Consider the following 20713-nt stretch of genomic DNA (forward strand, 5'->3'; position numbering starts at 1 on the left):
GCCGTTGCGACACCGGCAAGAAGACCGTCGTCGGCGAACCGACCGATCCTGTCCATTTCCCTTCAAGGCGCGCGGCGCTCAAACCGCCGGGGGGACCGGTCGCTGGAATTTCCAGGCACCCGTGCCGAGGGCCGGCGCTGCACGATCCGTAGCCAGAGGACTGCGGGAAAACAGCATGGGCGTACGCAGACCGGCGATGCCCTCGGGCGCGATCGCGAGGCCGCGCGCGACGACATGACGCTCGGCGAGCGCCTCGGCCACCGAGTTGATCGGTCCTGCCGGCACGCCGGCCGCCTCCATGGCCTCGATGAGGCCGCGTCGCGAGCTTAGCGACGTCGCCTCGGCGATGACCCTGCAGAGGCGCTCCCGGTTTTGCACACGCGCAGGGTTCGTGGCGCAATCGGGATCGTCGGCCAGCGCAGCGAGCCCGAGAACGCGGCATAGCGCCGCGAACTGGCGATCGTTTCCGCAGGCGATGATGACGTGCCCGTCCGCGGCCGGGAATAGCTGGTAGGGCACGATGTTGGGATGGGCGTTGCCCATCCGGCGCGGCGCAGTGCCGCCGAGCAGATGGTTGGTTGCCTGGTTGGCGAGCACGCCCACCCCGCAGTCGAGCAGCGACAGGTCGACATGTTGACCAAGTCCGGAGCGCTCTCGCTCTGCCAGCGCCGCCTGCACCGCGATCACGCCGTAGAGGCCGGTGATGATGTCGATCCAGGCAACGCCCACTTTCTGCGGCTCGCCTTGCGGATCGCCGGTGAGGTCCATTATCCCGCACATCCCCTGGACGAGGAAATCGTAGCCCGGCTGGCTGGCGCGCGGTCCCGCCTGCCCGAAGCCGGTCACCGACGCATAGATCAGGCGCGGGTTCAGCTCCGCCACACTTTCGTAGTCGAGCCCGAACTTGCGCAATCCGCCGACCTTGAAGTTCTCGATCAGCACATCGGCATCGGCGATCAGCATTTTGACCCGCGCAAGATCGGCTGGTTCGGCAAAATCGCAGACGACGGACGTCTTGCCCCTGTTTGCTGCGTGGAAATAGGCCGCCACCCGCTCCGCCGTGCCATCCGGACGTCGCCGTTCGAAGAAGGGAGGCCCCCACTTGCGGGTGTCGTCGCCCTCGGGCCCCTCGACCTTGATGACCTCAGCGCCGAGATCGGCCAGCGTCTGCCCGATCCAGGGTCCGGCGAGGATGCGGGCGAGTTCGACGACCTTGAGACCGGCGTGAGGTGCCGCCATCGCGCCGCCTTTCATTTCCTCACCGGGCATGGGACGCCTCCTCAGAAGAAAGCCTGCAGACCGGTCTGCGCACGCCCGAGGATCAGCGCGTGCACGTCGTGGGTGCCCTCGTAGGTGTTGACCGTCTCCAGGTTCTGCGCGTGGCGCATAACGTGGTACTCGATCTGGATGCCGTTGCCGCCGTGCATATCGCGGGCCTGGCGCGCGATGTCGAGCGCCTTGCCGCAATTGTTGCGCTTGACGATGCTGATCATCTCCGGCGCGAACCTGTGCTCGTCCATCAACCGGCCGACCCGCAGGCTCGCCTGCAGGCCGAGCGCGATCTCCGTCTGCATGTCGGCGAGCTTCTTCTGGTAGAGCTGGGTGGCGGCCAGCGGACGGTTGAACTGCTTGCGGTCGAGACCGTATTGCCGGGCACGCAACCAGCAGTCTTCCGCCGCCCCCATCGCGCCCCACGAGATGCCGTAGCGGGCGCGGTTCAGGCAGTCGAACGGCCCCTTGAGGCCCGACACGTTGGGCAGCAGCGCATCCTCGCCGACCTCGACGCCGTCCATCACGATCTCGCCGGTGATCGAGGCGCGCAAGCTCAGCTTGCCGCCGATCTTCGGCGCCGACAGGCCCTTCATGCCCTTTTCCAGCACGAAGCCGCGGATGGCGTTGTCGTGCGCCTCCGACTTGGCCCAGACCACGAACACGTCGGCGATCGGCGCGTTGGAGATCCACATCTTGGAGCCGTTCAGCACACAGCCGCTGCCGGTCTTCTTTGCGCGGGTCTTCATGCCGCCGGGGTCGGAGCCGGCATCCGGCTCGGTCAGGCCGAAGCAGCCGATCCACTCGCCGGAAGCGAGCTTGGGCAGGTACTTCCTGCGCTGCTCTTCCGAGCCGTAGGCATGGATCGGGTGCATGACAAGCGAGGACTGCACGCTCATCATCGAGCGATAGCCGGAATCGACGCGCTCGACCTCGCGCGCGACCAGCCCGTAGGGCACGTAGCCCGCGCCGACGCCGCCATATTCTTCCGGAATGGTGACGCCGAGCAGTCCCGCCTCGCCCATCTCGCGGAAGATTGCAGGATCGGTCTTTTCCTCAAGATAGGCGGTCTCTACCCGCGGCGCGAGCCTGTCGGCGGCGAACGCCGCCGCCGCATCGCGGATAGCGCGCTCGTCCTCGGAAAGCTGCGCGTCGATGAGGAAGGGATCGTTCCAGGCAAACGAACCCCGATCGAACTTGACGTCGGCTGCCGGGGTCGAATGGATCGTCTTCAGCATTCCGCTTCCCTCCGCGAATGTTGGTTGCGCCGCTGCGGCGCATGTCTGACATGTCTCTAGCGATTGCAATCCGGGCTGAATAACCGCAATTTGGATTGAGTTGATGCATAAAAGGCATATCAGATGAACCGTCCTCGCCGGTTTCTCCCTTCCATCAGCCTGCTGTCGGCCTTCGAGGCAGTGCTGCGCACCGGCTCGACCGCGGCGGCTGCGCGGGAACTCGATCTGACGCAGGGGGCGGTGAGCCGGCTGATCCAGAACCTCGAAGTCCAGCTTGGACGGCCCCTGTTCGATCGGCACCGGCGCAAGCTTATTCCGACCGAGGCGGCGCGCGCTTACGGCCGCGACATCACGCGCGCTCTCGACACGATCCAGCGGGCCAGCATGGAATTGTCGGCAAATCCCGAGGGCGGCACGCTCTCGCTGGCGATACTGCCTGCTTTCGGCACTCGCTGGCTCGCGCCGCGGTTGGGCGGGTTTCTGGCGGCGCACCCCGGTGTCACCATCAACCTCGCCACACGGCTCAAGCGCTTCAGCTTTGAGGCTGAAGGTTTCGACGCAGCCATTCACTTCGGGGTGGACGATTGGCGGGACGCCGGACACATGAAGCTTTTCGAGGAGAGGCTGACGGCCTGCGCAACTCCAGGCCTTTTGGAACGAAAAGCGATCAAGTCGATCGGCGACATGCGGACATTGCAACTGTTGCAACTCGAAACGCGGCCGACCGCTTGGGCGGCATGGTTCGAGGCACAGGGCGTCGCGCCCTGCCCTGTTCATGGCATGCTGTTCGATCAGTTCGCCACCATGACGCAGGCCGCGATTGCTGGGCTCGGCGTCGCGCTGCTGCCGGAATATCTCGCCGAACCGGAGATCGCGGAAGGGCGACTCGTGCCTCTGTTCACGCCTGCAGTGAGCAGCGTCGGCGCCTACTGGCTGGTCTGGCCCAAGGCGCGTGCCAACTATCCGCCGCTGGAAGCCTTCCGTGCCTGGTTGGCTGCTGAGACCTCCGCCATGCCGTGACCAGTCGCGTTTCCCGTGCCAAGGGCGGCCACGCAGGACATTGCCCCTCGTCGCCCGGACGCTTCGCGCAGCTACGCGCCCCCGCAATCGAATGCAGCACTCACCCCGTTGACATTCGTCTTAGTTTTCGGATACCATTTGGCATCTGAGTGGAGGGCACTGTCCCGATCCATCGGCTAATGCGCGAGCGACAACGAGTGTCACCCGCGCAAGTCGATCCGGGCGAAAACCTGGACAACGCTCAGCGGGAGGAAATCGTGGTGAACCTGCAGCAATCGCGTCCCGCAAGATGCGCGGCGTCGGCGAAACGCGAACACTGGCTCGCGCTTTGGGCCCCGCGGCTGGCGGCATCTGGCTGCAACCACGTTGGCTGAATACGGCCATAGGGCCGAAGTGTGGAGGAATGAAAATGGCAATGATGAATGCAGCCCCCAAGAGCCTCGAGAGCATCCTTGTCGAGGCCGGCGGCCCGGTGAATCTGCTGCGCGGCTCTAACTTAGGACCTTACCGCTTCCCGGTAATCCCGCCGGAGTTCACCAACTGGCGGGACGAGGTGCGGTCCTGGAAGGACAGTTGCGCCCTGCTGGAACAATCCTACCATATGACGGAATTACACTTGCGCGGCTCGCAGGTGATCCCGTTCCTGTCCGGCGTGGCAGTCAACAAGCTCGACACCTTCCCTGTGATGCGCGCCAAGCAGCTCGTGCTGGCCGGGCATGACGGCTACTATCTCGCCGATGCCATTATCTTTCGGGAGGCCGAGGACTTCTTCCGCGTGGTCGGTGCGCCCTTCGCCAGCGACTGGCTGCTCTACAATGCCGAGCAGAGCAATCTGGACGTCGATGCCAAGAAGGATGACAACTTCTCCATCCGCTCGGGCACGCGTGACGTGTTCCGCGTCCAGGTCCAGGGACCTAATGCGCTGCCCCTGGTGCAGGAGGTTTCCGGCGGAATGCTGCCCGAGATCAAGTTTTTCAACATCGGCGAGTTCAAGATCGCTGGCAAGACCGTGCGCGCTCTGCGTCACGGCATGGCCGGCGAACCTGGCTTCGAGATCTATGGCGCCTGGGACGACCAGCAGGCGGTGCGCGATGCGCTGGACAAGGCCGGAGAGAAATACGGCATGCGCAAGATCGGCGCCCTCGCCTATTCGACGACCGCGCAGGAGTCGGGCTGGGTGCCCATGTCGTTGCCGGCGATCTACCACGGCGAGGAGATGAAGCCCTACCGGGAGTGGCTGAACAATTACTTCCTCGAGACGATTGCATCGCTGGGCGGCAGCTTCGTGTCGGACGACATCACCGACTACTATGTCGACCCGATCGAGCTTGGCTACAAGGGCATCATCGACTTCAACAGGGACTTCATCGGCCGCGACGCACTCGCGAAAAAGGCGGAGAACCAGCGGCGCTCCAAGGTCACGCTGGAGTGGGACGACAAGGACGCCGCCGCAGTGATGCAAGACTCGATCTTCCCCGGGGACGGTGCGCCGGCCAAATTCCTCAATATGCCGATGCCGATGTACGCCACCTTCCAGGTCGATGCGGTGATGAAGGACGGCAAGACCGTGGGCATCTCGACCTGGCCTTCCTACACGGCGAACGCCAACCACTTCATCTCGCTCGCAGTCGTCGACGTCGAACACGCGAAGCCCGGCACCGAGGTCACGCTGCTGTGGGGCGAGCCGGATTCGCGCCGCAATACGGTGGAGAAGCATGCCGTGCGGGAGATCAAGGCTAAGGTCGCGCCGGCGCCCTACTTCGAGAAGGTCATCAAGACCGGCAACCGGTGAGCCATCGGACCCGGAGCCGGCCGTGTCTACAACGACACGGCCGGACTCTGCTCTTCTTCCAAGAACCATAGCGCCCCTGCGGCTACGGCATGGCGACTACCGGCGGCGCGTACGGTTCCAGCCCCGCGCAGGCAGGCCGGATGGCAGGATCCAAGTCAGTGCAATGTATGTCATCCGGATGAAGAACTGTGCTTTCTTCGCGCGCCACGGTGTGCTGGAGGAGGAAAAGACGCTCGGCCAGCGCTTCTATGTCGATGCCGAGCTGGAAGTGTCTCCCGACACCCCGCTGGATACCGATTCGATCGAGGATACAGTGGATTACGGCGTTGCCTTCCTGGAGATCGAGAAGATCGTGACCGGTCGCAGGCGGTTCCTCGTCGAGGCACTGGCGCTCGATGTCGCGCAGGCGCTCTGCCGCCGCTTTGCGCAGATCAGGCGCGCCGAAATCACCGTGCGCAAGCCCAACGCGCCTGTTCCCGGCGTCCTCGACCATGTCGAGGTGACGGTGGTGCGGCCACAGGCGACGAAAGCCGGATGACCCGCGCGGCGCTCGGTCTGGGCGGCAACATCGGCGATCCGCGCGCGGCGATGAGCGAGGCACTGATCGCGCTGGACAAAGATCCGCGGCTCGCCGTCGCTGCCGTCTCCTCGCTCTACCGCACGCCGCCCTGGGGCAGGACGAACCAGCCCGACTTTCTGAACGCGGTGGCTTTGGTCGATACCGATCTCGGAGCGCGCCAACTGCTCGACCTATGCCTCTATACGGAAAGGACGCTGCAACGCGTCCGAGGCGAGCGATGGGGGCCGCGCACCATCGACGTGGACATACTGACCTTCGGCGACGAAACGATCGCGGAGGAGGGATTGCAGGTGCCTCACCCGCACATGCAGGGGCGGGCCTTCGTGATGGTTCCTCTCGCCGAGGTCGCGCCGGCGATGATCGTTCGCGGGCGACCTGCTGGCGAATGGGCCAACGCGCTCGATGGGTCAGCCGTCGATCGCCTGGAGGAGCCCGCCTGGTGGCAGGGCCGGCGCTGAGCCGCGCCGGATCGCTTCCTCACCTCGCGCAAGGCTGCGCAGTTCTCTCAGATCGCGTCCTGCAGATATCGTCCGTCGACGACGTCCAAGGCGTCGCCGCGTCTGGCTTCGTCGAGCAGCTTCGCCCGGATCATCAGATCGATGGTGGCGCGCAAAGCCGTGTCCGGCACGGCCAGACCTTCGGGCCACATGCCCATGCTCCGCATGTATGCGAGCCCGCGCCGCGCTAGCGATTGGCTGTCGGACGTTGTGATACGCTGGAAGATCGGCAGCGTGACGTGCTGGCTCTCCGGGTCGTTTGTCAACCGATGCGCCTCGATCAAGGCCTTGAGAAAGCGGGTCACGACATCGGGGTTGGCCTGCAGCCATGAGGCCTTGCCGATGATCGCGGTAAAGACGATCTCCGGAATGGCGTCGTTGACTTCACCGATCAACCGGAAGCCCTGGTCCTGAGCCAGGAAATTCCACGGTGCTGGCTGGGGGGCGCAGTCGATCTCGCCGGCCTGCAGCGCTTCCCAGCGCTTGGTGTGGATACCGGAGAGCACAAACTCATAGTCGCCGGGATAATGCAGTCCTTCGGCGGCCAACATGATCTGTGTGTAGATCGCAGTGCCCTCGGTCAGAGAGGAGGTGCCTATTTTCGTGCCCTTTAGCTGGGCCAGGGAGTCGATGCCGGGCCGCGCCACCAACGACATTGGCAGTCGCACGGCATTGGCCGCCACGATGCGCAGTTCGCCGCCATCGACGAAGTCTGCCACAGCACCTTCCGGCGGCGTGATCGCGAGGTCGGCTTCGCCCTCCAGCACGGCGATCGTCGCCTTGTCGACACTGCCCATTCGCTTGTACTCGATCGCGAGGCCGTGCCTTGCGAACAGGCCCTGTTCCTCCGCGACGAAAACTGGCAGCCAGTTGAACCCCTGCGCCCCGCCCGCGAGCCGAAGCCTCGCCGGTGCGGAATTCCCGTCTGTTGTCATCATGGTCTCCTCCGATGGATCGTTCGGGCAGCGGCGGCGACGTCGCCGGCAGCAGCAATCCTGAGTTCTCCATAGTATTTAGATACCATGGCGTATGTCAACTGACCCAATGCAAATCAGGGGGCAAATTTTCCTCCGGCAGCGCGAATGGAACGCTGCCTGCCTCGATGCGGCGGCTTGGTGCGACGGTTGGCGACCTGAGGTCGGGACTGGTGGCGGCGCGCTATTCGGCCGCCAGGATTCCCGATCGTTCCTTTGGCGCGCGTTCTACCGGCCGCTCGAAGAGGTGCGAGGCGTGCGCGATGACGTTCTCGGTCGTCTCGCGGATGTGGCGGTCGATCAAGTCCTGCGCGGTCTGGCTGTCACGCCCGATCACGGCATCCATGATCATCTTGTGCTCGACGTCCTTTGCCCGCCACTGAGGACGGAACTGCGAAGACATCCGCCGGTAGCGGTGGGCGCGCTCGAAGAGCTTCTGGCGGATTTCAAGAAGGTTCGGTGAGCCGCATGCCGCGACGAGAGAGAAATGGAACGTGCCGTGGAGCTTCGCCCAGTCTTCCGAGAGGTAGTATGTCGAGCCGAGCCTGTTCTGCAGGCGGTCCATGCGGTGGAAAGTCGCGATGATCTCGGCCTCCCACTGATCATCGCCCCGCTCGATAGCCAGCCGGATGCATTCGCGCTCGATCAGCACGCGAACGTCGGTCAGGTCGTTGAGATCGAAGAGCGAGACCGGGGCGACGACGAAGCCTCTCTGCCCTTCGGCAACGACCAGATTCTCCGCGACGAGCCGGGACAGCGCTTCGCGCAGGGTCGAGAAGCTGACTTCGTAGAGGTCCTTCAGAGTCTCGAAGCGCAGCTTCGCGCCTGGCTTCAGGTTACAGCTGACGATATCGCTGCGCATCCGTGCAAGCACGTCCGCCGCCCGGGTTTCACCCGCCTGCTTGGCATCCATAGGCATGGCTCCGCTTCTACTCTGCGATGCAAAGTGTATGGCGATTTTCGAAAATAATCAAACGGCGTACCGGGCCGCGCAGGATCCGACGTTCGGCAGCCGACAGGACAAGACACCTCGCCTGCGAGAAAGTCGGGCCAGCGCGGCTTCAGGATCGATTGCAGGGGAGCGACCGGCCGGGTGTAATCCTGCCGTCGTGTAGCTCGCCACGGCCTTGCCTGCGACCTAGTGAGGCTGAGCCGCCCCCTTGCCGCCGAGATAGGCGCTGATCACGTTGGGATCGCCGAGCAGGCGCTCCGCCGTGTCCTCGCCGACGATGCGGCCGGTCTCCATCAGATAGCCGCGATCGGCGGTCTTCAGGCTGAGCCGTGCGTTCTGCTCGACGAGCAGGATGCCGAAGCCTTCCGCCGCAATCAGTCTGAGCGACTTGAACAGCTCCTTCGACAGGAGCGGCGACAGGCCGAGCGACGGCTCGTCCAGCATTAGGATCTCAGGGCGCGACATCAGCGCGCGGCCGATGGCGACCATCTGCTGCTCGCCGCCGGACATCGTCTGCGCGAGTTGCCCGCGACGCTCGGCCAGGCGCGGAAACAGGCCGTAGACGAAATCGAGCGTACGCGACGCTTCGGCCTTGGCGCGGCGGGCGTGGCTGCCAAGCCGGAGGTTCTCGGCCACGGTCAGTTCGCCGAAGATCCCGCGGCCTTCCGGCACCAATGCTATGCCCTCCTCGACCATCTGGTGAGCCTCTAGCCGGGTCACATCCTTGCCGTTGACCCGGATCGAGGTGCCCGGCTCCGTGGACACCAGGCCGGCAACGCCACACAGGAAGGAAGACTTGCCGGCTCCGTTGGCGCCGAGGATGACGCAGATCTCGCTTTTCGAGACCTTGGCCGAAACGCCTTCGAGGGCCAGGTGGCGCCCATAGCGAACGCCGAGATTGGAAACCTCAAGCATCGTCATCTCCGAGATAGGCGCGGACCACTTCGGGGTCGGCAAGCACTTCCGACGAATTGCCGTCGGCGATCTTGATCCCCGAACTCATGACCACGCTGCGATGACAGAGCGAACGGATGGCATCCATCACATGCTCGACCATGATGATGGTGCGCCCCTGCTCATTGAGCTCCCGGATAAGATCGATGCCTATCTGGAGTTCGCTCGGATTGAGACCGGCGAGCCACTCGTCGAGCAGCAGCAGATGCGGGTCCGAAGCGAGCGCACGGGCAAGTTCGATGCGCTTCTGGTCGATGTAGGTCATTGCCGCGACAGGAACCGCTTCGCGACCCTTGAGGCCGACACGGGCCAGGAGATCGCGGGCGAGATCGGCAGCTTCGTCGCCCCAGACCTTGCGATGGCCGAACACCGCGCCGGCAACCACATTCTCGATGGCGTTCATCGACGGCAGCACGCGTACGAGCTGGAAGGTACGCGCAACGCCGATCCGCGCGATCTTGTGCGCGGGCAACCCTCCGATCGGCTGTCCTGCGAGCATGATACGACCCGATGTGGGCGAGAGCGCACCCGAGATCAGATTGAGCATCGTGGTCTTGCCCGAGCCGTTTGGCCCGATCAATCCTAGGAGTTCGCCCGCGCCGACGTCGAAGCTCACGTCGTTGACGGCGATCAGGCCGCCAAAAGCCTTGCGGGCCCGCTCGATGGTCAGCAGAGAAGCGCTCATTGGCTGTCCTCGACAGTCGCCGTGACAGGCAGCACGCCGTTGTCTTTCGGGCGGTCGCGGCGACGGAACAGGCTCTCCAGCCGGCCGGTTACGCCATCCGGCAGCAGGTAGACGATCGCCAGGAAAGTCATACCGACGATCAACGCAGTATGATTTGGGAAGCGTCCGGAGATGAAGTCCATCACCAGGGTGAACGGCACGACGCCGACCAGAGGACCCCAAAGGCGGCGCGTGCCGCCGAGCAGGGCCATGATGACGACCAGGAAGGAGGTCATGGGGCTGAAGGCCGCCTGCGGCGTGATGTAGGCATAGCGCGGAGCCATGATCGCGCCGGCGACGGCGATGAAGGCGCCCGAGACGGCGAAGAGGATGATCCGCGAGCGCGCGGTGTCGACACCGACATGCCGCGCCACGGTCTCGTCGTTGCCGATGATGCGCATGGCGAGGCCGAGACGGGACCGGTTGATCAGCCATCCCGTCACGAACACCACCATGGTGAGCACGAGCAGCATCCAGTAAAGATGCGATTCCGTGAAATCGGTGAATACATAGAGGCCGATGGCGCCGCCGAACTTGGTCTGCACCCAGGTAACGACCTGGCCGATCAACTCCGCCAGACCGAGTGTGAATATGACGAAATAGACGCCCGAAAGCCGCAGCGTCGCGAGACCGACCAGTACGGCCAGGAGCGCGCCCGCCCCGATCGCGATGAGGACCAGCGCCGGGAAAGGCAGCACGTCGATGAACACTGCGACTGAATAGGTTCCGACCCCGAAGAAAGCGGCGCTGGCGAGCGACACCAGATGGGTCGGGCCGGAAAAAAGCGTCCAGGCCGTGCACATCGCCGCGTAGAGCATGATGTTGACGCCAAGCGACAGCCAGAACCCTTCGGTGAAGAGAGGCAGCGTTGCGAGCGCGGCGGCCGCGGCAATTCCGATGCCCAGAAGTCCAAATTCGTTGCGCGGCACAGTCATCAAGCCGGCCTCCTTCCGAAGATGCCCTGCGGACGGAAGAGCAGAACGAGAATGAAGAGGGTGTAGTTGGCAGCCAGAGTGAGGCCGGGATCGATGAGGCTCGCCACGAGCGTCTCGGTCACCCCAAGTACGAGCGCAGCGATAACCGCGCCGCGCACGTCGCCTACGCCGCCCATGATGACGATGATCAGCGCCTTCATCGTGAAGAGGACGCCCATGGACGTGTTGAACGTATAGAAGGTCGACAGCAGCGTACCGGCACAGGCGGTGATCGCCCCGCCGAGAGCAAAGGCGAAGGCGGCGGTGCGGCGCACGTCGATCGCCACGAGCCGGGCCGAACGCGGGTCGACCGCCACGGCGCGCACCGCGGTGCCGCGATCCGTGCGGTAGAGAAAGACGTAGAGGGCGGAGGCGATCAAAGCGGCGGCCAGGAAGGCGACGATGCGGTTCAGGCCAAAGGAGCCGCCAAGAATGGTGAACGGGGTGGCGAGGAACTGATAGTTGAAGTAGGACCCGCCGAACGACAGCAGCATCAGCCCCTGGAATAGGAACAGCAGGCCGAACGTGGCGAGGATGGAATCGACCTCGAGCTGCCCTCGATGCTTGGCGCGGTTGACCAGCGGCTGCAAGAGCCACCAATAGACCAGCCAGTTGATGACGAATGCCGCCGGCCCGATGATCAGTAGCCCGAATAGCGGGTTTACCTGAAAGCCGGTATAGAGCCAGAAGGTGACGAAACAGGCTGCAACCAGCGTTTCGCCATTGGCAAGGTTCATGATGCGCGACACGCCGTACTGGAGTGTAAGGCCCAGGGCGATGAGCGCATACGTGCCCCCAAGGAGCACACCTGTGAGAATGATTTGCATGGCGCGACCGTGCTGAAGCATCGGACCCGGCGGCAGGCACGCCGCCGCGTCCATGGCTTACCCAATCAATTGGCCGGCCACGCGGGCTTGACCACCGGTTCAACCGCCCCCTGAAGGGTGCCCGTGGCCCTCACGCCGTTCACCACGCCGTTGTTCCACTGGCCCACCGTCCAGTTGTTGTGGTTGATGTTGTCCTCGAAGTGAATGTCTCCGAGAACGGTCTTGAACGTGCCGGTCTGGATTTCCTTGTTGATGGCCTCCTTGTCGAGGCTTCCGACACGCTCCACCGCCTGCTGCAGGATCTCCAGGCTGGCATAGGCGACGGGGCTCGCCCACCAGTCGGCCTCCTGGCCGGTCGCGTCGAGGTGTTCCTTGCGGTAGGCCTGGAAGTCGGGATCGCCGGCGTTGACGCCGCCCATGATCAGGATGCCATTGGCGGCCGGGCCGAAGCGTTTGCCAAAACCGTCGAGGTTGCCGCCTACGCTGACGTAGAAAGCGTTGACGTCAAACTTCTGCAACTGCGCCTGCTCGGTCAACGCGAAGCTGTCCGGCGGATAGGAATAGGCGACGAACGCGTCGGGATTGGCCGCCTTGGCACTGGCGATCACCGGTGCGAGGTCCTGATTGCCGAGCGGATAGGACGTCTCGTAGACGATCTCGAAGCCGGCCTCCTGCAGGGCCGGCTTGCCGGTCTTGATCATCTCGAGGCCGAAAGCGTCCGATACGTTGACCAGGGCGACCTTGTTGCCGATCTTGCCGGCGTCGCGCAGATCCTTGAGCGTGCCAACGATGCCATTGGCGAGCCCCTGCGCCTGGCCGAGCAGCCAGAACGTGTTCGGCCAGCGCTCGACGAACTGCTCAAGGTCGTTGGCGTTGCCGGTCGAGACAATCTGCGGATAACCGTATTTCGCGATCAGTGGCGCTGTCGCGAGGTTGAGACCGGTCGAATAGGGCGGAATCAGCAGGTCGACCTTGTCTTCCGTCGCCAGGCGCTGGATGTTCTTGACTGCTTCCTCCGGCGACGACTTGTCGTCATACTCGACGATCTCGACCGGCCGCATCTCGTCCCCAACCTTCAGCCCGCCGGCCTTGTTCACCTTTTCGGCCCACAGCTTGATGTTTGGCCAGAGCACGCCCGATGCTCCACCCGCGACCGGGCCGGTCTTGGCGGCGCTCACACCGATCCTGACCGCCTCTTGCCCGAAGCTCGCGCCGGCCGTGCCGACAGCCAGCGCGGCCGAGAGCATGAGTAGATTGAAACTGCGTCGCAACATCGAAATTCCTCCCAATTCTGGTTGCGATGGGACCTTCTCCTGCCCGCTCCTGCGCGGAACAGTCGTCCATCATTCCACTGCCAAGAAGACTGCTTACGGCATTTTCCTCCAACAAGCTAGCAATTTTCGTAAACACACGGATTTTCGTAATTTTGTCGAACGGCGATTTTCTTCGCAGGGTATTTCGCGACTTCAACCCCCGGCCGCATGCCCGCCGTTCGGCACGACCGGGCTGACAATCGCCGCTTCATTCGCGTACCAGATAGTATACAGATACGAGCTGGTACGTCAATGAGTTCGGAATTCGAGCCTCGCCGCCGGTCTCTCTTCGCTCGCCCACGATCCACGTTCGTGGAGCCATCTCGAGGCATTCTTGATGCCGCCGAAGGGGAAGACGTGAAGCTGCTCGATTGCCGAGCCGGGATTCGCGCGAAAGTGTTCCTCCACCGGACTGACAAAGCTTTCGGGAGAATGGCTCGTTGCCAGCGCCGCCAGCGAGGCCGACCGCTTCTTGAAGAAACTCAGCGAGTTGCCGACTCCGCACACCGCTGCGTATTTCAGCAGCGTAGTGATCTTGGCGGGTCCGGCGACGCCGAGATGCACCGGCAAGTCTATGCCCAGCCCCGCCAGTCCGTCCGCCCATGCGATGAACTTCTCGGCGTCGAAGCCGAACTGGGTGACTATGCGAAGACGGGCGCCTGTGCGTTCGCCCCATGCCTGCTTCAGGCGCAAGGCTCCATTCGCCACCTCGTCGGAGAAGTCGCGACTGCCCTCCGGATGGCCCGCTATGCCAATCTCGGCGATGCCGTACTTGTCGAGGAAGCCGGTCTCCAGCACGTCCATGGACGAGGAGAAGACGCCGGCCGGGGTCTTGACGTCGCCACCGATGATGAGCACGTCCCCGACGCCGGCTTCCTCCGCGAGCGCCCTCACCCGCTCTTCCAGGGCAATGCGTGTCGTCTGCCTCCGGCAGGCGATGTGAGAAACGGCCGTGTAGCCGAGATCGGTGACCCGCCGAGCTGCCCGGACGAGAGTGGGCGTGTCATCGGTGCCGATGTCGGTGATATAGACGCGCACCCCCTGCGGAAACAGGCCAGGCAAATCCGGCGAGTCGATCGCCTGGCCGGGTGCCAACTCGGTCGAGGCACCGATGAACTGCGGTCGGGCCTTGTGCAGGGGTGAAGTCGTGTCCATGCGCGTGCGCTCCTTTCAGGCGAAGACGACCGTCTTGCGTCGGTTGAGCAAGACGCGGTCCTGGAGATGGAAGGCGACCGCGCGCGCAAGCACGCGGCGTTCGATGTCGCGGCCCTTGCGGACCAGGTCTTCCGGACCGTCGGCATGGGTCACGTGCTCGACGTCCTGGGCGATGATCGGACCTTCATCCAGGTCCTCGGTGACGTAGTGCGCCGTCGCCCCGATCATCTTGACGCCGCGTTCATGCGCCTGGTGATAGGGTTTGGCTCCCTTGAAGCCCGGCAGAAAGGAATGGTGGATGTTGATGCAGCGACCGGAAAGCCAGGCGGAGAACTCGTTCGACAGGATCTGCATGTAGCGAGCGAGCACGACGAGTTCGGCGCCGGTCTCCTCGACCACCTGCCGTATGCGCGCCTCCTGCGCGGCCTTGGTGTCCTTCGTGATCGGGAAGTGATGGAAGGGAACGCCATCGTCGAGTGTCAGGTTCAGCGCCTCGCGCGGATGGTTCGAGACGACGCCGACCAGTTCCATCGGCAGTTCGCCAATGCGCTGTCGGTAGATCAGGTCGGCCAGGCAGTGATCGAACTTCGACACCAGGATCAGCACCTTGCGCGGCTGGTTCTCCGGCCGCAGCGTCCATTGCAAGCCGAAGCGTTTGACCTCTTCGGAGAAGCGGCCGGCGAAATCCTCGATGCCGCTTTCCATCGTGAAGGCCACTCGCATGAAGAACTGGCCGGTCTCGGGGTCGTCGAATTGCTGGGCCGCGGTGATGTTGCCGCCATGGCCCGCAAGGCGCGTGGCGACGCCGGCGACAATGCCGGGCCGGTTCGTGCATCGAAGCGTGAGCAGGTAGGTCTTCATGGCTGTATCGTCTCTTCGGAATTCGTGCGCGTCGTTTTGCTGCGCGGCGGCAATCCAGGCCGCCGCGGCGATCCGCTGCATTCGGAGGAAACAAGAAGGCGCTACTGGTCCGCCGCAACCCGGGGGCCGCGGCGGGATAGCCGCTCAGTCGTTCTTGCGGTAGGTGGTGCGTGCGTGCATGTCGATCGGCGTCGGGTAAACCGTGGCCCGGATCTTGAATTGCACGTGATCCTCGACCTGGATCTTGGACGAGGGCTTGGGCTCTCCCCAGACAAGCACCACTTCGGTGCCCGGCTCGGCCGCCGCCGCATCAAGCACGGCAAGCGACAGCATCGAGCGGTAGTTGGAGGAGTAGCCAGTGTGCAACGAGCGGCCCAGCAGCGCGCCGTCCGCCGACTCCACCCGGTCGTAGTGGTAGGTGGCGTAGTGCGCGATCGGCAGGTTGAAGTACTTGGCCCCAGGGCCCGGCTGGAACATCGACGCCCAGCACTTCGCCGTGTCCTCGGCATTCCACTTGAGTGTGACCTTCTTGCGGACCTCCGTCTGACGCGCTGCAACCTGTGCTTCGAGCGCTGCGCGGCCGATAAAGTCGTGGTCGAACTTCACGATGCGGCCGTAGCCGACATCGTAGGGGCTGAAGTAGTAGTCCTCGATGTTATCGGAGAAGAAGCTGCCGCCCAGTGACACCTTGGCGTCGATCTCGTCGGCGGCGAGCCATCTGCGAAAACCTTCGGTGCTCTTGCCCGAATAGAATGCCGGCAGCGGTCGCGGCAGCCAACCCGATTCCAAGGTGTTGGTGAGATAGGCGCGCCCGCCGACCTGGACCATACCGTGCTTCTTGCCGGCCTCGAGCAGCGCATTGTGCACCGCCTCGCGATCGGCCCATGGACCAACGAATTCGAAGCCCGGCTCGCCCGCCATGCCGTGACGAAGGGCGCGCACCATCTTGCCGGCGATAGTGAAACGCGCGCCGTGGAAGAACTTCACCGTCGGGGGCTCTTCGCCGAGCACCTCGCGGATGACGTTCATGGCGCCCGGGCCCTGCACTTCGTAACGGTAGACGACCGGATCGCCGCCGCCGACGCGGGCATAGGAGGGATTGTCGCGCCACAACTCGACGTCGTAGCCGCCGGTTTCGGCGTGGTATTGCAGCCAGTTGATCGAGGGCGGGACGCCGACGGCCTGGAATTCCTCCTCTTCGTTGCGGAACAGGATGTTGTCGCCGATGATCTGGCCTTCCCCGTTCACCGCGATGTACTGCTTGGCGGCGTTGACGGGAAAGTACTCAACGCTGTTGATCGCGGTGTCGCGGATAAGCCTGAGTGCGTCCTTGCCTCTGATGTTCAGGTCGGCCATGTGGTGCGACTGGTCGAACAGGACCGACGTGCGGCGCCAGGCCAATTGTTCGTCGCGCCAGTTTGTGAATTCCGGCGTTACGGGCGTAGCGACGATAGGAGGATCCTTCGACTCCCAAAGCATGGTCTGCGGGCTGCCAGCTTCCGCAATCTTTTCCTCAAGGTTCTTGGCCATTGAATTCCTCCTGTATAGGCGCTCTGCGCCGGACTTCCGTTTCGGACAGTTCGACGCTGCGGCACGACCGCTCGGAACTCCTCGTGGTCCCGGTCGCGAGGCGACGGGCATCGCCACGGACCTTCGGGGACCTGACGGCCCCCTGATGAGACTTTCGGATGGTTCCTCGGGCGGCAGCCGTTCGCCTGAGCGACCGGCCTCGACCACAGCATCCTCCCTGTATCTGGGCAGCTTACAGCTTGGCGGACATTCAACAATGAGATAGGCTTGATACAGGTGATCGAAAATTTGCATTGATGAGGAAGCAATGTTGACGGATGACCTTGCCCGCGTCGATCTGAACGCCTTGCAGGCGCTGGTCATGGTTCAGGATTGCCAGTCCTTCTCGGAGGCGTCGCAACGCCTCGGAGTCAACCAGTCGACGATCAGCTACTCAGTCAGAGGATTGCGGAAAGCTTTCAACGATCCGATTTTCGTACGACAGGGCAACTCGATCGTCTCGACCGAGAAGGGACGGCAGCTCGTGCAGGAAGCGCGCGAGATTCTGGAGCGGATGCAGGCACTATCGTCGCTGCGAGCCTTCGACCCGCAGACCTCCACCGGCAGCCTGACGATCTCCTGCAATCATCACGAGAGGATGTTCCTCATTCCGGCCTTCGTGCACGAGGTGCATCGGCAGGCGCCCCAGGTCGCGGTCAACATCTTTGAATCGGCAGTGCACGGGAAGCAGCAGCTCAGGGAGAACATCTGCGATATCGTGTTGGGGCCCGTCGCGATCTTCGGCGACATCTACTATCGGCGAAAACTCTTCACCGACAGCTATGCCTGCATCATGGATCCAGCGCATCCGCTGGCGGATGCAGAACTGACGATGGAAGGCTACAGGCAGACACGCCACATCGCGGTTACCCACAACGGACAATGGGAGGCGCTTTACTTCGCCGCGCTGCGCGTCCTGGACATCACGATTACTCCGAGCGTGATCGTGCCCAGCCATGACAATCTCGAGCCACTGATCCGCGACACGGAGCTGGTTGCAACCATTCCCTACCGCCTGGCGCGACGCCTTTCCGACAGGTTGACGCTCAAGCGTTTCCCGCTCGAAGTTCTGCTTCAGATCGATATGTACTGGACGGAGCGCACGCACTATTCGGGGTTGCACGCCTGGGCGAGGCAGATTCTCGCCGAAGTCTCGGCCAAGATCTGAACGCAGAACCGGCGCTCCGCTGGGGAACGCCGGTCGGGAGGCGGCGGCGGGCGCAAACCTTCATTTCATTTACCCGAGTCCGCGCTTACGCGAGCCCGAAGCGGCGAGGGTGCGGACGGACGTCTCAGGTCTTGGCGCCGAGCAGCACCACCGAGATCGTCGCCGGTTCGCTGGCGGGATTGCGCCACGCATGCCGCGTGCCCTGCTGAACCACCGTATCACCGGGATGCAGCTCGACGGTTTTGCCGTCGTCGAGTTCCAGAACGACCATGCCCCTGACCACGGTGACATAGTCGACCGTCGGGGTCTCGTGCATGCCCGGATTGTCCGGCTCCATCCTTTCAGCGATGCCAGGAGAGGCCTCTCCGAGTTCCGGGCCGGCGACGGCGGGGTTCCAGTCCGGCGACATCAGCACGCTGTCCGGCGGGAAGGTGATCACCCAGAAGGACGATCCGCCAGCCGGCAAGACCATCGTGCCGCCGGAACTCATGAGATCGGCGCCGTCGCGCCTGGTCAGATCGGGAGTTCCCTCGTCCTTCCATAGCGGCGACGAAACGAAACCCGGCGTGTGCTTCAGAACCATCTCGCGCGGCGAGGATCCGTCCGAGATGACGACTGACTTGCCTTCGGCATTCTTGCCGGTGACGACGCGGCGAACTTTCATATCGAGAACCTCCCTTTCTCAGATACTTTTTGGTATCAGCATGCTTCCACGTACGCAATCACGGATGGATTACGAAGTTCGAGAACCCGCCATGGCGCTGTGCAATGCCCGAGATGGCATCGTTCACCTTGGCGAGCGGCGTCACCTGCGTCTCGAGCATTTCGAAGCTGACCTTGCCAATGGCGATCAGGTCGGCCATCTCCTGCCCTTCCGACGTCGTCAGCCAGGCTGACCCGACCAGCCGCTGGTTACGGTCCATGAGCATGTGGACATCCACGGGAACTGCGCCCATCACCGCGCCGATGTCCACCGCTGTGCCGCCGCGACGTAGCGCCTTGAGACCGGCCAGGAATGGCTCCTGCGGGGTACCGGGGCCGTTGCAGTCGATGAATGCATCAACGCCCTCGCCGCCGGTCATGGCGCGGGCCCATTCGTCGGGCATGCCGTCCTCGAGCGAATGGGTTTCGATGATGCCCGGCGCGAGCGCCTCGATCTCCTTCAGCAGCTTGCGGTCCCGGCCCGTCCCGAGGATCTTCTTGACGCCGAAGGCGGGGCCGAACACGGCGACGGAGATGCCGAGCGTGCCCGAAACGCCGTTTACGAGGATCGTATCGCCCGGCCCGATATTGGCTTTCTTCAGCGCCGAGTAGCCGGTGCCCATGTAACCGAGGCGGGCAGCCTGATCGAAGCTGAGATTGTCGGGCAGCGACACGATCGCGGAGGCCGGAGCGGCCATGTATTCGGCGAGGCCGCCGACGGGGTAGTCGTTGAACGTCTGGACGGACTCGGGCGTGAAGCCGAAATAGCCCTGGAAGGCATAGTAGCGGCAGGAGATCGTGTCTCCACGCCGACAGTGACGACACGAGCCGCAGGAGCGTCCCGGATTGACATAGACGCGATCGCCTACCTTCAGGCTGTGGACCTGGATGCCGACGGCTGCGATCTCGCCTGCCGGATCCAGTCCGAAGATGGCGGGAAGCGGCGGTTGCGGCATGTGCGGGAACCAGGTCGGCCACATGGCGAGGATGTTGGCGAGGTTTGGCACGATGCCGCAGGAACGGACGCGGACGAGGACGTCCATCGAACCAAGCTGAGGAACCGGCACCTCTTCGAGCTTCAATTGGCCACCCACCTCATGCATGCGCGCGGCCGTCATGGTGTTCGGAATTGCATTCACGTCGAAACCTCCCTTTCAATCCGCCCAAAGCCGGACCAATTCGTCGCGGATGGGCCTCCCACGGATGATTTCCGTAGGTCGCACAGTTTTTTCGAAATATCAAGCTTTTTTCGTAACTGATGGCGGAACAAGTGCGACCAAAGGCTGTGCAGTTCCCGCCCCCAGCCCGACAAAAAGATGGCCGGCATGCTCGATCACGTTCTCGGTCGTCTCGCGGATGTGACGGTCGATCAGAGCGACCGCGCGGGCTTCGTCGCGGATAAGCACGGCGTCCATGATCATCCTGTGCTGAACATCCTTCTCCCGCCAACGTGTCCGAAACTGCGAGGACATTCGCCGGTAGCGATGAGCGCGCTCGAAGAGTTTCTCGCGGAACTGTAGCAGGTTGGGCGAATTGCAGGCGCGGACGAGCGAAAGGTGGAACGCGGCGTGAACGGCCGACCATTCCTCGTCGAAATAGTACTGGCTGCCGAGCCTTTGCTGGATCCGCTCCATGCGGTGGAAGGTGCCAATGATGCTCGCCTCCCAAGCGTCGTCGCCCTTCAGCATGGAAAGGCGCAATGCCTCGCGTTCGACGAGCACGCGCACATTGGTGAGGTCGTTCAGATCGTCGATGGAGATGGGCGCCACGAGGAAGCCGCGCTGACCTTCGGCGAGCACGAGATCCTCCGCCGCCAGGCGCGAGAGCGCCTCCCGCAGCGTGGAGAAACTGACCGCATAGCGGTCCCGCAGCGCCTCGAAACGCAACCGCTCGCCGGGTTTGAGCACACACGCGACAATATCGGATCGCATCCTTTGGAGGACATCGGCGGCACGTGTCTCGCCTTTCTGTCTGGTTGTGGCCGCCACGTTGCTTCCTCCGCTGCGTTCACGCCCATGCGTCAATTTGCGACGCGGCAGTCGCCTCCATGCCGCTTTCGACCGCAAGCCTATCTGCTTTTTCGAAATATTCAATTATTACGCTATTCAGAGCCACAGCGCAGATACAGCCCAAGCCGCAGGAAG

At 63.5% G+C, this 20713-nt stretch carries 20 protein-coding genes; 5 read left to right on the forward strand and 15 right to left on the reverse strand.

Annotated elements, in window-relative coordinates:
* Positions 1–78: 78 nt before the first annotated feature.
* Both JN302_RS37235 and JN302_RS37240 read right to left on the reverse strand, forming a co-directional pair.
* Complete coding sequence (locus JN302_RS37235; RefSeq protein WP_244742699.1) at positions 79–1269, reverse strand: CaiB/BaiF CoA transferase family protein; 1191 nt, start codon at positions 1267–1269, stop codon at positions 79–81.
* Positions 1270–1280: 11 nt separating this feature from the next.
* Positions 1281–2507, reverse strand: a complete 1227-nt coding sequence (locus tag JN302_RS37240; protein WP_202330940.1) for an acyl-CoA dehydrogenase — start codon at positions 2505–2507, stop codon at positions 1281–1283.
* Between the two features lie 123 nt (positions 2508–2630).
* Between JN302_RS37240 and JN302_RS37245 the strand changes: the two genes are divergently transcribed.
* The 4 genes from JN302_RS37245 to folK all read left to right on the forward strand — a co-directional run bounded on the left by JN302_RS37245 (position 2631) and on the right by folK (position 6357).
* Positions 2631–3527: a LysR family transcriptional regulator gene (locus JN302_RS37245; protein WP_202330941.1), complete on the forward strand. Its 897-nt coding sequence runs from the start codon at positions 2631–2633 to the stop codon at positions 3525–3527.
* Between the two features lie 409 nt (positions 3528–3936).
* Positions 3937–5319: an aminomethyltransferase family protein gene (locus JN302_RS37250; protein WP_202330942.1), complete on the forward strand. Its 1383-nt coding sequence runs from the start codon at positions 3937–3939 to the stop codon at positions 5317–5319.
* Positions 5320–5482: 163 nt separating this feature from the next.
* Positions 5483–5857 carry a dihydroneopterin aldolase gene (gene folB / locus JN302_RS37255; RefSeq protein ID WP_202330943.1) on the forward strand — a complete coding sequence of 125 codons (375 nt, stop codon included), beginning with the start codon at positions 5483–5485 and terminating at the stop codon, positions 5855–5857.
* Positions 5854–6357 (forward strand): 2-amino-4-hydroxy-6-hydroxymethyldihydropteridine diphosphokinase, encoded by a 504-nt coding sequence (gene folK / locus JN302_RS37260; RefSeq protein WP_202330944.1) that lies wholly within the window; start codon positions 5854–5856, stop codon positions 6355–6357. The genes folB and folK overlap by 4 nt, the downstream gene beginning before the upstream one ends.
* A gap of 47 nt (positions 6358–6404) precedes the next feature.
* Here folK and JN302_RS37265 read toward each other — a convergent pair whose 3' ends face one another.
* The 10 genes from JN302_RS37265 to JN302_RS37310 all read right to left on the reverse strand — a co-directional run bounded on the left by JN302_RS37265 (position 6405) and on the right by JN302_RS37310 (position 16660).
* The gene (locus JN302_RS37265) at positions 6405–7331 is read right to left on the reverse strand and encodes an ABC transporter substrate-binding protein (protein WP_202334577.1); all 927 of its coding nucleotides are present in this window, start codon (positions 7329–7331) and stop codon (positions 6405–6407) included.
* 223 nt (positions 7332–7554) lie between these two features.
* Positions 7555–8289: an FCD domain-containing protein gene (locus JN302_RS37270; RefSeq protein ID WP_446720702.1), complete on the reverse strand. Its 735-nt coding sequence runs from the start codon at positions 8287–8289 to the stop codon at positions 7555–7557.
* A 219-nt stretch (positions 8290–8508) separates the two neighbouring features.
* Positions 8509–9237: an ABC transporter ATP-binding protein gene (locus JN302_RS37275; protein WP_202330945.1), complete on the reverse strand. Its 729-nt coding sequence runs from the start codon at positions 9235–9237 to the stop codon at positions 8509–8511.
* Positions 9230–9961 carry an ABC transporter ATP-binding protein gene (locus JN302_RS37280; RefSeq protein WP_202330946.1) on the reverse strand — a complete coding sequence of 244 codons (732 nt, stop codon included), beginning with the start codon at positions 9959–9961 and terminating at the stop codon, positions 9230–9232. Before JN302_RS37280 ends, JN302_RS37275 begins: the two co-directional genes overlap by 8 nt.
* On the reverse strand, positions 9958–10935 hold the full coding sequence (locus tag JN302_RS37285; RefSeq protein ID WP_202330947.1) for a branched-chain amino acid ABC transporter permease: 978 nt from the start codon (positions 10933–10935) through the stop codon (positions 9958–9960). Before JN302_RS37285 ends, JN302_RS37280 begins: the two co-directional genes overlap by 4 nt.
* Positions 10935–11801: a branched-chain amino acid ABC transporter permease gene (locus tag JN302_RS37290; protein WP_202330948.1), complete on the reverse strand. Its 867-nt coding sequence runs from the start codon at positions 11799–11801 to the stop codon at positions 10935–10937. Before JN302_RS37290 ends, JN302_RS37285 begins: the two co-directional genes overlap by 1 nt.
* Before the next feature lie 65 nt (positions 11802–11866).
* Positions 11867–13075, reverse strand: a complete 1209-nt coding sequence (locus tag JN302_RS37295; RefSeq protein ID WP_202330949.1) for an amino acid ABC transporter substrate-binding protein — start codon at positions 13073–13075, stop codon at positions 11867–11869.
* 288 nt (positions 13076–13363) lie between these two features.
* The gene (locus JN302_RS37300; protein ID WP_202330950.1) at positions 13364–14269 is read right to left on the reverse strand and encodes a methylenetetrahydrofolate reductase; all 906 of its coding nucleotides are present in this window, start codon (positions 14267–14269) and stop codon (positions 13364–13366) included.
* A 15-nt stretch (positions 14270–14284) separates the two neighbouring features.
* Positions 14285–15130, reverse strand: a complete 846-nt coding sequence (gene purU / locus JN302_RS37305) for a formyltetrahydrofolate deformylase (RefSeq protein WP_202330951.1) — start codon at positions 15128–15130, stop codon at positions 14285–14287.
* A gap of 144 nt (positions 15131–15274) precedes the next feature.
* Positions 15275–16660, reverse strand: a complete 1386-nt coding sequence (locus JN302_RS37310; protein ID WP_202330952.1) for an aminomethyl transferase family protein — start codon at positions 16658–16660, stop codon at positions 15275–15277.
* Positions 16661–16967: 307 nt separating this feature from the next.
* Here JN302_RS37310 and JN302_RS37315 point away from each other — a divergent pair, with 307 nt between their 5' ends.
* Positions 16968–17867 carry a LysR family transcriptional regulator gene (locus tag JN302_RS37315; RefSeq protein WP_244846128.1) on the forward strand — a complete coding sequence of 300 codons (900 nt, stop codon included), beginning with the start codon at positions 16968–16970 and terminating at the stop codon, positions 17865–17867.
* A 124-nt stretch (positions 17868–17991) separates the two neighbouring features.
* Here JN302_RS37315 and JN302_RS37320 read toward each other — a convergent pair whose 3' ends face one another.
* The 3 genes from JN302_RS37320 to JN302_RS37330 all read right to left on the reverse strand — a co-directional run bounded on the left by JN302_RS37320 (position 17992) and on the right by JN302_RS37330 (position 20557).
* A complete protein-coding gene (locus JN302_RS37320) occupies positions 17992–18531 on the reverse strand; it encodes a cupin domain-containing protein (RefSeq protein WP_202330953.1) in 540 nt (179 codons plus the stop codon).
* 58 nt (positions 18532–18589) lie between these two features.
* Entirely contained in the window at positions 18590–19687 is a 1098-nt protein-coding gene (locus JN302_RS37325) for an alcohol dehydrogenase catalytic domain-containing protein (protein WP_202334580.1), read from the reverse strand.
* 120 nt (positions 19688–19807) lie between these two features.
* Complete coding sequence (locus tag JN302_RS37330; protein ID WP_202330954.1) at positions 19808–20557, reverse strand: FCD domain-containing protein; 750 nt, start codon at positions 20555–20557, stop codon at positions 19808–19810.
* Between the last annotated feature and the right edge of the window lie 156 nt (positions 20558–20713).

Source organism: Mesorhizobium sp. L-8-3, assembly GCF_016756615.1.
GTDB lineage: Bacteria > Pseudomonadota > Alphaproteobacteria > Rhizobiales > Rhizobiaceae.